At 43.4% G+C, this 13,094-nt stretch carries 12 protein-coding genes and 1 pseudogene; 2 read left to right on the forward strand and 11 right to left on the reverse strand.

All coding sequences use genetic code 11. From position 1 onward, the window contains the following. Positions 1 to 101: 101 nt before the first annotated feature. The gene (locus tag ACTXGH_RS08335) at positions 102 to 1,253 is read left to right on the forward strand and encodes a DEAD/DEAH box helicase (RefSeq protein ID WP_439296272.1); all 1,152 of its coding nucleotides are present in this window, start codon (positions 102 to 104) and stop codon (positions 1,251 to 1,253) included. A 113-nt stretch (positions 1,254 to 1,366) separates the two neighbouring features. Here ACTXGH_RS08335 and ACTXGH_RS08340 read toward each other — a convergent pair whose 3' ends face one another. The 8 genes and pseudogenes from ACTXGH_RS08340 to ilvA all read right to left on the reverse strand — a co-directional run bounded on the left by ACTXGH_RS08340 (position 1,367) and on the right by ilvA (position 8,036). After that, the gene (locus tag ACTXGH_RS08340) at positions 1,367 to 2,194 is read right to left on the reverse strand and encodes a sulfite exporter TauE/SafE family protein (protein WP_439296271.1); all 828 of its coding nucleotides are present in this window, start codon (positions 2,192 to 2,194) and stop codon (positions 1,367 to 1,369) included. A gap of 102 nt (positions 2,195 to 2,296) precedes the next feature. After that, positions 2,297 to 2,578, reverse strand: coding sequence for a cbb3-type cytochrome oxidase assembly protein CcoS (gene ccoS / locus ACTXGH_RS08345; protein WP_439296270.1), 282 nt, complete (start codon positions 2,576 to 2,578; stop codon positions 2,297 to 2,299). A 121-nt stretch (positions 2,579 to 2,699) separates the two neighbouring features. Beyond that, the gene (locus ACTXGH_RS08350) at positions 2,700 to 3,470 is read right to left on the reverse strand and encodes a YdcF family protein (protein ID WP_439296269.1); all 771 of its coding nucleotides are present in this window, start codon (positions 3,468 to 3,470) and stop codon (positions 2,700 to 2,702) included. Continuing rightward, complete coding sequence (gene murB, locus ACTXGH_RS08355; RefSeq protein ID WP_439296268.1) at positions 3,460 to 4,572, reverse strand: UDP-N-acetylmuramate dehydrogenase; 1,113 nt, start codon at positions 4,570 to 4,572, stop codon at positions 3,460 to 3,462. The genes ACTXGH_RS08350 and murB overlap by 11 nt, the downstream gene beginning before the upstream one ends. Positions 4,573 to 4,735: 163 nt before the next feature. Beyond that, on the reverse strand, positions 4,736 to 5,236 hold the full coding sequence (locus tag ACTXGH_RS08360; protein ID WP_299220204.1) for a low molecular weight protein-tyrosine-phosphatase: 501 nt from the start codon (positions 5,234 to 5,236) through the stop codon (positions 4,736 to 4,738). 227 nt (positions 5,237 to 5,463) lie between these two features. After that, entirely contained in the window at positions 5,464 to 5,904 is a 441-nt protein-coding gene (locus ACTXGH_RS08365; protein WP_439261531.1) for an RNA-binding S4 domain-containing protein, read from the reverse strand. A gap of 81 nt (positions 5,905 to 5,985) precedes the next feature. Next, a pseudogene (locus ACTXGH_RS08370) lies at positions 5,986 to 6,123 on the reverse strand (excalibur calcium-binding domain-containing protein); the annotation flags it as partial. Positions 6,124 to 6,482: 359 nt separating this feature from the next. Next, positions 6,483 to 8,036: a threonine ammonia-lyase, biosynthetic gene (gene ilvA / locus ACTXGH_RS08375; protein WP_439261530.1), complete on the reverse strand. Its 1,554-nt coding sequence runs from the start codon at positions 8,034 to 8,036 to the stop codon at positions 6,483 to 6,485. Positions 8,037 to 8,303: 267 nt separating this feature from the next. Between ilvA and rpiA the strand changes: the two genes are divergently transcribed. Continuing rightward, complete coding sequence (rpiA, locus tag ACTXGH_RS08380; protein WP_439296267.1) at positions 8,304 to 8,963, forward strand: ribose-5-phosphate isomerase RpiA; 660 nt, start codon at positions 8,304 to 8,306, stop codon at positions 8,961 to 8,963. A 135-nt stretch (positions 8,964 to 9,098) separates the two neighbouring features. Here the strand turns inward: rpiA and argF are convergent, their stop codons facing one another. The 3 genes from argF to dnaB all read right to left on the reverse strand — a co-directional run bounded on the left by argF (position 9,099) and on the right by dnaB (position 12,932). Then, the gene (argF, locus tag ACTXGH_RS08385; protein ID WP_439261528.1) at positions 9,099 to 10,022 is read right to left on the reverse strand and encodes an ornithine carbamoyltransferase; all 924 of its coding nucleotides are present in this window, start codon (positions 10,020 to 10,022) and stop codon (positions 9,099 to 9,101) included. Between the two features lie 191 nt (positions 10,023 to 10,213). Beyond that, positions 10,214 to 11,320: an alanine racemase gene (gene alr / locus ACTXGH_RS08390; RefSeq protein WP_439296266.1), complete on the reverse strand. Its 1,107-nt coding sequence runs from the start codon at positions 11,318 to 11,320 to the stop codon at positions 10,214 to 10,216. Between the two features lie 211 nt (positions 11,321 to 11,531). Then, entirely contained in the window at positions 11,532 to 12,932 is a 1,401-nt protein-coding gene (gene dnaB, locus ACTXGH_RS08395) for a replicative DNA helicase (protein WP_299220218.1), read from the reverse strand. Positions 12,933 to 13,094: the final 162 nt, after the last annotated feature.

The raw sequence follows: 13,094 nt of genomic DNA on the forward strand, positions 1-13,094 counted from the left end.
TGGACCTTGGGCTTGGCTTTTTTACGTTAAAGCTTTACCAAAGTTTATGGTAGGCTTGTTATCATGCGAGTCTGTCATTACTACTATATAAGGATAATTTTTTGAGTCACTTTACAACATTTACTGATCTACCACTTTTGGCGCCAACATTGCGGGCAATCAGTGATTTGGGCTTTACTGAATTAACGCCTATCCAAGCTCAAATATTACCCCATACTTTGGCACATCAAGATGCAATTGGACAAGCGCAAACGGGAACAGGAAAGACGGCAACTTTTTTGATTACCATCATGGAGGCCTTGCTTAAGCGTCCTTTTCAGGAAGAAGAAGAGCGTCATTTGGGAGAGCCACGCGCAGTAATAATGGCACCGACACGTGAGCTTGCCCAGCAAATTTTTGACGATTGTATTGCTTTGACCAAATATACAGAATTGCACAGCGTATGTATTATGGGTGGCACCAATTATGAGACTCAGCAGTACGATCTTGAACGTCAGTATGTCGATATCTTGGTTGCGACACCGGGGCGTTTGATAGATCTTATGCATAAAGGTATGCTCTATTTGGATCGAGTAGAGGTGCTGGTATTAGATGAAGCGGATCGTATGCTTGATATGGGTTTTATCCCTGATATCAAGCGCTTAGTAGGTCGAATGCCAGCCAATACGGATCGTCAAAGCTTACTATTCTCAGCTACATTTAACCAAGATGTTATGAATCTTGCTTATCGCTGGTTGCATGAGCCAGAGTTTGTCGAAATCGAGCCTGAGCACAAGACCAGTGAGCTAGTAGACCAACACTTTTACTTATTAACAGAAGATCAAAAGCTAGAAGCGTTGCAGCGTATTATTACCGATAAGTCAGTAGAAAAAGTCATTGTCTTTGCCAATCGAAAGGATCAAGTAAAACGTTTGTATCATAAACTGCGTCAGTCTCATAAAATCGTTATGTTATCAGGCGATGTGATTCAGCAAAAGCGTGAAAAATATTTGCAGCGTTTTAAAGATGGTAATGCCTCAATCTTAGTTGCAACCGATGTGGCAGGGCGCGGCATTCATGTTGATGATATTAGCCATGTGATTAACTATACTTTGCCAGATCAGCCCGATGATTATGTACATCGTATTGGCCGTACTGGGCGCGCTGGCCAGACAGGTATTAGCATCAGCTTTGTAAGTGAAGACGATGCTTTTAATTTGCCAGCATTAGAGAAGCATTTGGATACCAAGTTTAGTCTTGAGCAATGGCAGTAATAATTTTATCAATATCAAAGAGTTGATACTGTCAGAAAGAAGCCCGCAGCGATATTAACGTTGCGGGCTTTTTTTCGACAGGCTTATAAGAGATTGGTTTTTCATGAGCTTAACTATTGAGAGTGGTTCATAGTGTCTGCGTCAGCATCCATATTGTGCATGCTATGGTCCATCTGACTCATGTCATGATAATTAGAGTCGCCTGCTTCAGATGTTATAGCAGCAGGGTTGCCATGACTCATGTGTGTATCGCCACCATGTCCGCCGTGCATATTAGCCATGATAATGGGCACAAACATAACAGCCATTCCCGATAGTACCATCACTACACCGTTTAGTTGGCGTAAGCGAAAGCGACCAATTTTATCACGCATCCAACCAACCGTTTCATGAGTGGCAACTAGCATCGGTACTGTACCTAGACCGAATACAAACATCAGCGCTGCGCCTCCTAAAGGGTTATGAGCGACGACTGCGATGAGTAGGGCACCATACACGAGTCCGCAAGGTAAAAATCCCCATAACAGACCAGCGGCCAATGCGCGTGGAAAAGTAGTGAGTGGAAATACCTTTTGGCGTAGCGGCCCAAGGAATTGCCAAAAGCGCATACCAAAACGCTCAAGCTTGGTTAAAAACGGAGCGCCCAGCATAGTAATTCCAACAAGTACGAGCACCAAGCCTAAAAGAATGCGCGGCATACTATTGCCTTTCATCAATGGCTCTAATACTGTTGTACCAATAACTCCTGCAGTCAAACCCAAAAACGAGTAGCTAAGTAGACGTCCAAGGTGATAAGTGGCGACCAAACCTCGGCGCTTGGCCGGGCTTACGTCCTTCATCGACAATCCAAACGCACTTACCAGTCCGCCACACATACCTAAACAGTGCGGTGAACCAAAAAAACCCATCAATAATGCTGCAACTAATAATGCTGTGGTCATAAGCAGCACCTCTTAAAATATGTAGTAAACGGAGATAGTATTTTATTAAAAGTCAAAATAATAACGCACTTATAAAAATCAAAGATTTTTAAAAATCTAATGCTATTCTTTAGTATTGCTATCAGTATTTAGTGGTTTACGAGCGTCCAGATTCAAGCTTTCGTCATCAGCGGTAGTGATTATAGTATCCGTTTTCTCAGCAGAATTAGCTGGTTTATGCGACTGGATAACTTGACGACGCTCTTGACGATCATCCAAGATAATGCGCTGTGAGGCATTATCTAAGTCCTCAAATTGATTGGATTTTACGGCGTAACGAACAGCCCAAATAGCTACCACGAACAGCATCAAGCTTAGTGGAATCAATAAAAATATACTGAGCATGGCAAACCTCTTGAATAGCCGCTTATTCTATTATTATACACTTATCGCAAGTGTAATAAATTTAACTTTATGATTGAAATTTATGCAATGAAATCTGCATAGCTTTGAGATACCTAAATCATTAATCAAAGGTTTTAACCGCATTACCTCGAGGGGTTAATAATTGTTGAATACTAACGTCTTCTGCAAGCCGGCAGTCTAATTGCGGGCGCAAGATATCACGTAGGTAGGCAGCTATTTCATAAACAGCACGTCTTGAATGGCTCAAGTTTTGTGCAGGCTCCATCCAATCAAGTGACACAGGTAATGGCGCGTTTATAGGCGTACTATTGACCCCATTTAAAGCAAATTGTCTGCGAGCTCGCGCCATATGGTAATTATCGGTGATAAGGTACACATGGTATAAAGGCACACGCTTGGCAGTAAACCGAGCGTTTTCACAGGTGTTCATACTGGCATTTTCGCTAATGGGTTCATCGATACCATGCTCTATAAGCCATTGACTCATCCAAGGTGCCTCAGCGCCACTGATGATAATAGGTAGGGGCAAGTCATGATAGGCAATGGCAGCAGTACGGATACGGTTGAGACTATAACCATTGAGAATGATTTGGTTACTATTGTCGTTAGTGAGACCGCCGCCAAGGACAACGTAGGCAGAGGGTGGTGAGCTCATAGCATCAGCTGGTATGGCAGGTAGCGTTAGATGATCGAACACATAAACGACTGCGCGAGAAAATAGCGGCGTGAACAGACTAACGAGTATTAATATGATGGCCGTCGAACCCAATAAGAAAGTTATATTGATAATACGGAACAACTTAATCATGCGTTCAGCGGAACGTAAGTAGTGGCGAGATAGCCTATGAGACCATGAACGCTTAGACCTCATGCTCACCATATCCAACTGTACCATCAGCATTAACCCAAACCGGCTCACGAGCTAAAGTGATAGCAAACTTTTCATAGATATAGTTTATGATATGGTTTTGGGCAGCTAACACATCAGCTTGAGTGGCTTGATAGGGACTATGATTGGTAAGGACTAACGCTTGTTTTTTATGAGTAATGATGGGTTCAATACCACCACCTTTTAAGCCCGCTTGCTCTATTAACCAGCCTGCTGCAACTTTAACTGTCGCATCTGGCATCGGGTAGCCAACGATATTAGGGTAGATGCTCTGTAATGATGTAAACAGGCTTAGATTGATTATAGGGTTTTGAAAAAAACTACCACAATTGGGAAGCTGCGCCGGGTTAGGAAGTTTTTGTTGACGAATATCGATGATAGCATGCATTACATCGACAGGCGTCAATTGTCCGCGTCCTTGCAGCTTGGCATAGTGTTGAGCCACTGTCTGTACATCACCATAGCTTGCCAAAACCTTTGTCGCATCAGTATGCAAACGAAAGCCCACCCGGCTAATCAGCCAAGTATTTGGTGTGCGCTTAAAAACACTATCGCGATAACCAAACTTACAATCAGTAGCAGTAAGATGATGCCAAGTTTTGGTCGGTAAATGATAAGCGCGAACATACTGCAGGGAGTCCTCTAACTGCACGCCATAAGCACCGATATTTTGCACAGGAGCTGCCCCAGTGAGGCCTGGTATCAACGCTAAATTTTCTAGCCCGTACCAGCCTTGATTGACGGTATGAATAACCAGATCATGCCAGTTTTCACCTGCCATCACTTCAATATCGACATGATCTTGGGTCTGATCGATAAGGATAATACCACGCATGTGTGGTCGTAATACGGTCGCTTGCAGTTGCGTGGGCAATAAGACGTTGCTACCACCAGATAGCACAAACAATGAGGAATTAAGTTCACTATCGTCTGTATAACTTGCCATAAAATGGTCTAGCTGTGCCTCGCTTGTCAAAGTCACTACAGTGTCAGCGATGCAAGCGAGCGCCATTGTGTTGGCGTAAGACAGATCATGCAAGCAATCGTACTGAGCATTAGGAGCATGGTGCAAATCTGTAGTCATAACACGACCTATTAGACAAATAAATAAAAAACATCAAAGCAGTAGCCAGGTATAAGCTAGACTTTAATACGCTGGCTATTATAAGGGATATACGGTATAAAAGCAGATAAAATGCTTAAGTTTTAGTGCTTGGTATCGTGATGCTGAGCAATCTAAATCTCCCTTACATGGCTTTCCAGCTTTCAATCCATGCTTTGGCGCTCGATTCAACACGTTCAATGACGTCTTCAAAATCATCTCCATCACCCTTATAAGGATCTGGAACGTCGTCGCCGCCATAAGTAGGATCTTCTTCGCTAAATAATGCCAATTTAGCTAGAGGCGCTTGCGATGTATTATTAATACTATCTTTTAATGCTTGCAGGTCAGCCAAGTTCTGAGCATCCATTGCTAGAATCAAATCAAATTCGCGAAAATCATCAGCATTTATCTGCCGTGCAACTAGCTTACTAATATTATAACCGTGACCTTTAGCGTGACGCTGAGATCGGACATCAGGAGCATTACCAATGTTCCAATCACCTGTACCTGCTGAGTCTACCTTGATAGAGAGTCCTGCAATGGCAATCTGTTGACGAAAAATTTCCTCAGCAGTTGGTGAACGACAAATATTACCTAGGCAAACCAATAGAACAGAAGATGGAGCGGAAGCTTTTACCAGCATAACATGACCTTTTATGACAAAAATGCTCTATAAGACCCATATGAAATGTATGGCTTATTAGCATGTCAATAAATAAATAAGTGAGGGCTAATTTATAACAATAACCGGCGGTTACTCTTGCAAATTTTAACGATTTTACTTGAAGACTATTATTATTTAGCGTGGCTTGATAAGCGTAACGATTAACGTCACAAACAACAAGCACACAGAGTCATCAACAAGCTTTGTTAATCTTGTTGATGTTTAAAGCGTTGTAAATCACGGCGCTGCTTTTTGTTGGGTTTATTATCAGGACGTGCAAGGTTGGCAAGTTTGCGCTGTTCAGCGTAGTAGGCACGGCGCTCTTCGCTCTCTTCAGTCTCTGAATACAACACTTGGGCAGCAGTTGCGTTGCCACGTTGCGCAGTTAATGCCTCGACGATGACGGTCTTTTCAGTCATAGCAGTGGCCGAGCCTTGCCTGATACTCAGCTCATCTCCAACCGTAATCTCCTTGCTCGTTTTGACACGGCTACCTGCATAATGCACACGCCCACTTTCGATCGCTTCTTTGGCAAGCGTACGAGTGCGATAAAACCGCGCTGCCCACAACCATTTATCGAGCCGCATACGCACAGTATCAGGTTTGCTGTGACTGGGCTGATTATGGTTTTTATTATGTTTACTCATCAAAACCTCATAGATATCAACTAAGTAAGATAATAATGGTGTTTTTTTTACAAATTAAAAGAGTAATGGTCTAAGTTAACATTAGTTACACCATTGTTTTTCACATGGTATACCATCGTGGTTACCGTCCATTTTTGTATTTGGGCAGTTATTTGTAAAGTATGTAGCTTCTGCGCATGAGGTCATCTGAGAGCAATGCTTTCTGCCATCGCATGAGAAGCTTGGTGCTGCTGGCTGTGACGTTAATACTGGACTTGCTGCCAAGATTGATGATGAAGTTGAATCCAAATCAACGTACGTTGGTGGTATATTATCAAGGTCATCAGATGTGAAAGCCACGCCAGTTGATGTATTAGTCGCAGTATTAGATATAGGATTATTCGTGAAATTTTTAGGTTGAAGGACTCTGTAGCCTACCATTGCTAATGTCAGCAATACAGCGATCATCAATATTTTCTTTATCACTGCTCAATACCTATTAATAATATTTACCATAAATGAACGCTATAAGTTCATCAATGGTAGTTTTTCAATCGATTAAAAACCACCATTGATACTAATAACTTGTGTCTATTTTACTACTTTAAAAACAACTGATAGCCGATATTGTCGTTTAGCATCGTACAGTCATAACCGATATCGAGTAGGGCGTCTTGTAATTGACGAGAGTTGCTCTCAGAAGCTTGTAAGCCGACCAACACGCGACCTTCGGCGGCGCCATGATTACGGTAATGGAAAAGCGTAATATTAAAGTCGTCGCCCAGCTTTTCTAAAAATGTCAATAAAGCCCCCGGGCGTTCAGGAAAGGTGATTTTTAGCAACTGCTCGTTTTCAACATGAGCATGACCGCCAATCAGATGACGAATATGCGATTTGGCGATATCGTCATCAGTTAAATCATGTGCTGTATAGCCGTCAGCCGTCAGTTGATTGTTAATCGTTTGACGTTCTCTCTCACCTTCTTTTAAGGCAATACCAACAAAGATTGAGGCAGGCTCCATTGAGTCTGGTGATTTTTTGCTATCAGCGCGGTAATTAAACTCAGTAATATTTCGTCCATGCAGACTACGGCAGAAGTTTAAGAAAGCACCAGTCTGCTCAGGGATAGTGACACCAAAGATGGCTTCTTTTTTCTCCCCGATCTCAGTACGTTCAGCGATATAACGTAGGCGATCAAAATTCATATTGGCACCGCAAATGATACCAACGCAGTTTTTACCTTGTAAATCATTGGCTTCAATATACTTTTTCATACCAGCGACTGATAATGCGCCAGCAGGCTCAACAATACTACGGTTTTCTTCAAAAATATCCTTAATGGCAGCGCAGACTTCATCGTTGGTACAGGTCACAACTTCAGGCTCGACAATCGGTCCTGAACGATCGATTTTTTGCGTACGTACGACGTCAAAAGGCAACTCACCAATTTGAGCAACTGCCACCCCATCGACGAACAAGCCAACTTGCTCAAGTCTGACTCGCTCGTCTGCTTCAAGCGCCGCTTTGAGAGATGCTGATTGTTCCGCTTCTACGGCGATGACTTTGACATGGGGAGCCACTTCACCCAAAAATGCTGCAACGCCAGAAATCAAACCGCCACCGCCTACCGCAACGAAAACATAATCCATATTGCGCCACTGCTGCGTCAGCTCAAGTCCGATAGTACCTTGGCCGGCAATGACCAATTCATCATCGTAAGGTGGGATAAAAGTTAAGCCTTCACGCTCAGCACGATCAATTGCATAACGGTTGGCTTGATCGAAGCTGTCGCCGTGCAAGTCGACATTACCGCCAAGCGCTTTCACCGCATCGACTTTGATATCCGGTGTGGTCGTTGGCATAACGATGATGTTGTTCAACGCTAATTTGCGTGCAGAGTAAGCAACGCCTTGCGCATGGTTGCCTGCTGAAGCGCAAATGACGCCGCGCGCTTTTTGCTCATCGCTTAATTGACTAATGCGGTTATAAGCCCCGCGCAATTTAAAGGATTTAACCGGTTGTAAGTCTTCACGTTTAAGTCGAATATCATTGGTAAAACGCTGGGTCAGCTTGGGTGCAGCCTCAAGTGGCGTTTGAATAGCAACGTCATAAACCGTGGCTTGCAAGATGGCTCGTACCCAATGAGATAGCATAATATTCCCTAAACAAGTAATGAATGAAGATAAAAACGAAATAGATTAGCCTATGCTGATTTTGGCTATCTTGCAAGACTCAATTGCAAGTTTTACTCAGAAATTGACGCTATATTCATGTCAAATAATGAATCATTCCGAATAGTGCAATAAAGCAAGGACTCAATGAGAATTGGTATTACGCTAACATCGAATAAAATCATCGGTTATAATAGCCGCGCATTTTACCTTTTTATAGTGTTAAGTTTATTTTGCCAAGGATTTATGATGAGTGATCAGCAAGCACAAAAGCAAGCCGCAGCCAAAGCTGCTCTAGGTTATATTGAAGATGACATGATACTTGGAGTAGGAACGGGCAGTACGGTCAACTGTTTGATTGAATTATTGTCTGCCTTAAAACTTGCTGGTGCTGTTGCCAGCTCACAAGTGACCGAAGATAAACTTCGCGCTTTGGGTATCGAGATTGTCGATCTAAACTTTGTCGGAACGCTTGATGTCTATATCGATGGTGCTGATGAAGTTAATGAACATCTACAGTTGATCAAGGGTGGTGGTGGAGCACTCACACGTGAAAAAATCGTCGCCGCAGCGTCTAATAAGTTTATCTGTATGGTCGATGAAAGCAAACGTGTAGATATATTGGGCCGAGATTTTCCAGTGCCGATCGAAGTGCTGCCGCAAGCACGTTCGTATGTTGCGCGTCAACTAGCAGCTTTGGGCGGTGAGCCTGTTTATCGTGAGGACTTTGTCACAGATTATGGCAATGTGATTTTAGATACTTATGATTTGGATGTTAGCAATCCAATCGCTCTTGAGAAAGAGTTGAATAATATCGTAGGCGTGGTGTGTAATGGTATTTTTGCGGCCAACCAAGCAGATGTATTGCTAAAAGCGGGTAGTGATGGCGTGACGACATTGACTCGTTAAAAAAGGCTCGTTGAATACTCAACGAGTTACTAATGGTAGACCAAACACTAAAAAGGCAGAACACTATAAATGTGCTCTGCCTTTTTTATGGATAATATCTGATTAATAGTTTGCTTAGTTATCTATGTTAGTCGTCTATGAAGGCAACTTGATTTTATCTTTTAATAAAAATTCCATCAAAGCTTTTTGTGCATGTAGGCGATTTTCTGCTTCATCCCATACTACTGAGCGTGGATCATCGAGCATATCGTGAGAAATCTCTTCGCCGCGATGGGCAGGTAAGCAGTGCATAAACACCACTTCAGGATCGGCCTTATCCAATAGCGACGGTGTCACTTGATAAGGAGCAAAACGACGCGCGCGAGTATTTTGCTCGGACTCTTGCCCCATACTTGCCCAAACATCAGTGACGATTAGGTTAGAATCTTTTGCGGCATCTTGAACATTTTCAACCAAGCTGACACAGTGAGAAAAGCGCTCCATTAATTTAGGATCTGGCTCAAAACCGTACGGCGCTGCGACACGTAGCTCAAAACCAAATTGATTAGCGGCTTGCATAAATGATGAGCACATGTTGTTACCGTCACCGACCCAGGTGACGATTTTATTTTCAATACTGCCGCGATGCTCATAGTAAGTTTGCATATCAGCGAGCAGTTGACAGGGATGAAACTCATCGGTTAGAGCGTTGATAATTGGGACGCCTGAGTACTTGGCAAAGGTTTCAACCTTTTCATGACCAAAGGTGCGAATCATTATAATATCGACCATACTTGAGATTACGCGAGCTGAGTCTTCTAACGGTTCGCCGCGACCAAGCTGCGTATCGTTTGGCGACAAAAAAATAGCGCTACCGCCAAACTGCCCCATACCCGTCTCAAAGGAGATACGCGTGCGAGTTGATGACTTCTCAAATATCATACCAAGCGTACGTCCGACAAAGGGCTGATATATCTCGCCTGCATGCTGCATCTTACGCAGCTCGCTTGCACGTTTGATCAGGTTTTCTAGCTCTTGTTTGGTTAAATCAGATAAGGTCAAAAAATGGCGCAAACTCATAGCAGTCCTAGCAGTCGATCACAGTCAATGAAACGTTATCAGCCGTCAATGGCGACAGTCAGCTTTAAGCTGTAGTGACAACAAACTTTTAGTATAGCGTAATTACTTTCAATGTAAACGCCAAATTTCGATAACCGTTGGCAGTCAGGTAGTGGGCCTGTAGCAGTAGGTTAAGCAAGAATACAGCTGCCCTATGCCCGCTTAGGACGAGCACTCAATCTACATAGTAGCTCGTAGCCAATCGTGCCTGCATGACTGGCCACTTCATCAACATGTGGCATGGTACCCCATAACACAACTTTGCTATCAAGCGCGATATCTACAGGAGCTGCACTCAAATCAACCACAATCATATCCATAGCAACTCGTCCACGGATAGGACAGTGGTAGCTTATATTACTATTGGCATCGACAATACAAACATAAGCATCGTCGCTAATGACACGTGGATAGCCGTCTCCATAGCCGATACTGACGAGAGCTGTCCTAGTGTCTTGCTTTGCAGTCCAGCGGCTGCCATAGCCAATGGCTTCACCAGTATTGACTATATGCATCGCCATAATACGAGCACTAAATTCCATCGCAGGTCGTAGGTTTAAGTCATCAGCTGATTGATCGATGACAGGGGAGCTACCGTACAGCATGATACCTGGACGTACCCAATCATGATGGTGTTCAGAAAAGTTTACTATGCCTGCAGAGTTACACAACGAGCCTTCGACATTTGGGGTTATATGCTGTTGCAAATACTCCAACATGTCAGAAAAGCGCTGTATTTGAGTGGCGTTTAGCGGATGGTCACGATCATCAGCATTGGCAAAATGTGTTGTAAGAATAAGTTGATAACCTGCATCGTGTAAACGCTGTGCCGCTTCTATAATTGTCTTTTCATCAAAACCTAAGCGATTCATACCCGTATTGTATTTTAGCCAGACCTGACGCGCTGGGCTATCCTCGGCTGGGATGTTCTCTAGTGCCCAGTTTAACTGAGGTGTGTGGTGAATCACGCAGCTGCAAGCATTATCGATGGCTTGCTGCCATTCATCAGCGCTAAATACCCCTTCGACTAGGCCAATCGCCTTATCCCAGCCCAATTGCCGTGCCTCTAATGCTTCAGTAAAGGTTGCCACACCAATACCATCTGCTTGATTTAATGCTGGCAATACAGCGGCCACGCCATGACCATAAGCGTTGGCTTTTACCATCGCCAGTACTTTAGCACCAGGCGCACGTTGTTTGACTTGAGTTAAATTGTGAGTAAGAGCAGCAGGGTCAATAGTAATGTTAGCGGTGCGCATAGTTCATTTCTTTATTAGTGTTTGGACGTTAGATAGTAGTTATAAATAGCAGTTGTAGTCAATCCACTATAAAAATGATACAGCAAGACTGGTATATGTTTTTCGCAGCCTCTGTCAGCGTAGACACAGCAAGCAAGAAAAATTTATACCAGTTGCGCATCACGTTACAGCGTAACGATTTTATAATAAATTGATAGTTGTTAATTTGATATTATTCATCGTCAAAAGTCACCCCTTGATAGTACTCAGGGGTCAGGTTGATAAAGCGGGTAAATTGACCCTCAAAACCTAGTCGTATGGTACCAATAGGGCCGTTACGCTGCTTACCAATGATGACTTCAGCCACACCTTTATGGTCTGAGTTTTCATTGTAAACTTCATCACGATAAATGAACATAATCAAATCGGCATCCTGCTCAATTGCACCAGACTCACGCAGATCAGACATGATCGGACGCTTATTGGGCCGATTCTCTAGGCTTCGGTTCAGCTGCGATAGAGCAATGACTGGGCATTCAAGCTCACGTGCTAGAGCTTTTAGGCTACGAGAGATTTCCGATATTTCTCCGACACGGTTACCATCAAGACTGGGGACTTTCATCAATTGTAGATAATCGACAATGATAGCGCCAATCTTACCATCATGGTTTTTTGCAATACGGCGGCAACGTGAGCGCAGCTCTGATGGTGGCAGTGCAGTACTGTCATCGATATATAAATGTTTGGATTGTAGATGCTGAATGGCATTCATCATCTTTGCCCATTCATCTTCGTTCATTTGTCCTGAGCGTAGATTGGTTTGATTAATCGCGCCCCACGAAGACAACAGACGCATGACGATAGATTCAGCGGGCATCTCCATAGAAAATACCACAACAGGCAGGTTTTCGTTAAACAACACGCCTTCTGCCAGGTTCATTGCAAAAGTGGTCTTACCCATAGACGGGCGTGCGGCGACAATGACCAAATCGCCCGCTTGCAGGCCTTGAGTTTTGTTATTTAGCTCAGCGAATGGGGTTTGCAGTCCAATCATACCGTCGGGATTGGATTTGAGCTCTTGGATTTTATCAATTACGTTAGTCAATACTGAGGTGATACCGACAGGTCCGCGCTGCTCAGCACGTTTGTTATGCTGCTCGTTGATACTAAAAATTTTACCTTCAACACTATCTAAAATATCACTAACGCTTTGATCTTTTGGGTTATATGCTAGAGTCAACATGTCGTTGCCAGTGGTAATAAGTTGGCGTAGAGTTGACAACTCTCGTACACGCTGAGCGTAGGCGGTAAGATTAAATAAGGTCGCTGGACTTTGGCTTAAAATGTCAGCCAAATAGCTGTCACCACCAGCAGTTTTGAGCAGCTTTTGAGCCTCCAGCCAGTCATGCACCATGACAGTATCATAAGGCTCATTTACCGCTGCTAAGTGAGCAATGGCATCGAATATGTGCTGATGACGTCCTGCATAGAAGTCATCTTTGGTGACGATATCAGCAATCTTGTCATAGGCCTCTTCAATACTCATCAAAGAAGCCAGCAATGCTTTTTCAATATCTATATTGTGCGGAGGCTGCTGATTGAGTAAATCGTCGGTTTTACTGGTGTCTGCCATGTGTACCTAAGTATATATATGAGTTGATGTATTGATAAGTTCATGCCTCTAAAAAAGACACAAGTATTGTGCTTGCTATGGACGTCGCATTAGACGCTATATTATAAAATGGCGCATCCAGCATTAAGAGTAAGTACCATAAAATAAGCTTCAAATAATGCT

It is taken from the genome of Psychrobacter sp. 1Y10, assembly GCF_052259005.1.
In the GTDB taxonomy this organism is placed as follows: Bacteria; Pseudomonadota; Gammaproteobacteria; order Pseudomonadales; family Moraxellaceae; genus Psychrobacter; species Psychrobacter saeujeotis.

What these genes read in the sequence shown, in the direction of transcription:
- ACTXGH_RS08340 (WP_439296271.1), bottom strand. Translation starts at nt 2,194, where the DNA reads ATGACCACAGCATTATTAGTTGCAGCATTATTGATGGGTTTTTTTGGT.
- ccoS (WP_439296270.1), bottom strand. Translation starts at nt 2,578, where the DNA reads ATGCTCAGTATATTTTTATTGATTCCACTAAGCTTGATGCTGTTCGTG.
- ACTXGH_RS08350 (WP_439296269.1), bottom strand. Translation starts at nt 3,470, where the DNA reads ATGAGGTCTAAGCGTTCATGGTCTCATAGGCTATCTCGCCACTACTTA.
- murB (WP_439296268.1), bottom strand. Translation starts at nt 4,572, where the DNA reads ATGACTACAGATTTGCACCATGCTCCTAATGCTCAGTACGATTGCTTG.
- ACTXGH_RS08360 (WP_299220204.1), bottom strand. Translation starts at nt 5,236, where the DNA reads ATGCTGGTAAAAGCTTCCGCTCCATCTTCTGTTCTATTGGTTTGCCTA.
- ACTXGH_RS08365 (WP_439261531.1), bottom strand. Translation starts at nt 5,904, where the DNA reads ATGAGTAAACATAATAAAAACCATAATCAGCCCAGTCACAGCAAACCT.
- ilvA (WP_439261530.1), bottom strand. Translation starts at nt 8,036, where the DNA reads ATGCTATCTCATTGGGTACGAGCCATCTTGCAAGCCACGGTTTATGAC.
- rpiA (WP_439296267.1), top strand. Translation starts at nt 8,304, where the DNA reads ATGAGTGATCAGCAAGCACAAAAGCAAGCCGCAGCCAAAGCTGCTCTA.
- argF (WP_439261528.1), bottom strand. Translation starts at nt 10,022, where the DNA reads ATGAGTTTGCGCCATTTTTTGACCTTATCTGATTTAACCAAACAAGAG.
- alr (WP_439296266.1), bottom strand. Translation starts at nt 11,320, where the DNA reads ATGCGCACCGCTAACATTACTATTGACCCTGCTGCTCTTACTCACAAT.
- dnaB (WP_299220218.1), bottom strand. Translation starts at nt 12,932, where the DNA reads ATGGCAGACACCAGTAAAACCGACGATTTACTCAATCAGCAGCCTCCG.